This is a genomic window from Plesiomonas sp. ZOR0011 (assembly GCF_000800945.1).
In the GTDB taxonomy this organism is placed as follows: domain Bacteria; phylum Pseudomonadota; class Gammaproteobacteria; order Enterobacterales; family CAMTGL01; genus Plesiomonas; species Plesiomonas shigelloides.
Window position 1 is genome coordinate 1 of record NZ_JRKB01000055.1, and the last position, 1,615, is coordinate 1,615.

Here is a 1,615-nt window from a genome sequence, read left to right on the forward strand (position 1 = left end):
CCCCTAAAAACAAAGCGCTTGGCATGAGGTTGCGCTCACTACGTGATCACAACCACCTGCTACCAGCTTGATCGGTCTTTTTTGGCGTAAAGGTCAAGCCGCTTCGCGGTCGCCGATGGCGAACCTTGACCCCAAAAATGCCCGACCAAAGGGAGGGAGGTACTGTTCAGTTTTTAGTCGATTTTAGAGACTAAAAACTAGACTTAGAGTGTAAAATAGAGATTTCTATATATTTCAATTACATAGGGGTGGCATATGTTCAACTATATTGAACATATATGTTCAGTCCTAGAGTGAACATATGTGAACGTTGAGTTCAATTTTAATGACTGTTATGCTCTGCTTTATTGAACATTACGTTCACTAAAGTTGAACTGACTGTTCCGCAAAACTGGTTGTATATGTTCACCCTAGGAGCTGATGAAACCATGAGTACAGAACAAGACCTGTTAGCCCAAATCAAGCAGCTAAAAGATGAAAAGAACAAGCTGATTGATCTTATGCAAAAAGAACGAACTGAAAAAAGCAAAAGACACCCTGCAGACTTTGTTCAAGTTAGCAGGCAATCAATGAAAGACATCCGAGTTTTGGCGGATAAAAACAAACTATCTTTAAAGATATTAATGATCATAGCCGAGAAAATGAATAAACAAAACGCGGTCGTCATTAGTCAGAAAACATTATGCCAGATAGTTGGTAAAGGAAGAACTTCTGTTTATAACGCAGTTAAAGTTTTAGAAGAGGGGCGATGGTTGAAAACATTAAAAATAGGAACAGCTAATGCCTACATTGTAAATGAAAAAGTATTTTGGAGTGATTTAACAGATAAAAGAAGATATGCCATATTCTCTGCCAGTGTGATAGTTTCAGAAGATGAGCAGGAGCTGTCTGCCGAGGACTGGGACGCAATAGAGACGAAACACTTTCCCTTCCTGGGAACAAAAACACCAATTTTAATCGGAAATGATGAGTTGCTTCCTCCAGATCAAACAGACTTGGATTTAATGTAATGGTTGTTAATGTCGAGTTTTCAGATGAAAATGAAATGATTACATTGTCATTTCTTAAAAAAGATTCATTAATAAAAACCGAGTTTGTAAATATAACGCTTCTGATTGATGCGCTATGCGCTGGTCATTTTTGTTATCATCCATATGATGGATATAAAAATGATTTATATTCTTTTATAAAAAATATAAGTGAAGATATAAATGTTCTTTCTGTCAGATTAGATTTGGAAGGTCTTACTTTCGGTTATAAAGCTTAGAGTTGCACATAAAATCCATATCTACTGAAAGAATGGGACATGCAAGCCCCTGTAAAAACGGCCGTGAAGGCCTCTAGAATCGCCTCAGAGAGCTTTTAATGCCTCATTTGAGTGAAAGCCAGTCAAGGGCGCGTAGCGGCGAAGCGAACCCTTTACGGGCTGTAACGACCCCAAAGCTTGGCGAAGGTGGTTGTGATCACGTAGTGAGCGCAACCACCTGTTAAGCCGCTTTTGCTCTGCTTTTCCCGCCCACCTAAAACACCTATTCCAACGTAAGCCAGCATACACAGAGTGCCCTCTAACCGCTCCGCGGTCATCGGACATCCGTGTAGCAGGTTCAGGGGCTAA

Annotated in this window: 2 protein-coding genes; both read left to right on the plus strand. The window is 40.1% G+C overall.

All coding sequences use genetic code 11. The features are described 5' to 3' along the window. Positions 1-428: 428 nt before the first annotated feature. The gene (locus L975_RS09610; RefSeq protein ID WP_052181379.1) at positions 429-1,010 is read left to right on the plus strand and encodes a helix-turn-helix domain-containing protein; all 582 of its coding nucleotides are present in this window, start codon (positions 429-431) and stop codon (positions 1,008-1,010) included. After that, positions 1,010-1,267, plus strand: a complete 258-nt coding sequence (locus L975_RS09615; protein WP_047708357.1) for a hypothetical protein — start codon at positions 1,010-1,012, stop codon at positions 1,265-1,267. The genes L975_RS09610 and L975_RS09615 overlap by 1 nt, the downstream gene beginning before the upstream one ends. Positions 1,268-1,615 lie beyond the last annotated feature (348 nt).

Bases quoted from the DNA above. Each gene is read 5' to 3' on its own strand.
- L975_RS09610 (WP_052181379.1), top strand. From the start codon at position 429: ATGAGTACAGAACAAGACCTGTTAGCCCAAATCAAGCAGCTAAAAGAT.
- L975_RS09615 (WP_047708357.1), top strand. From the start codon at position 1,010: ATGGTTGTTAATGTCGAGTTTTCAGATGAAAATGAAATGATTACATTG.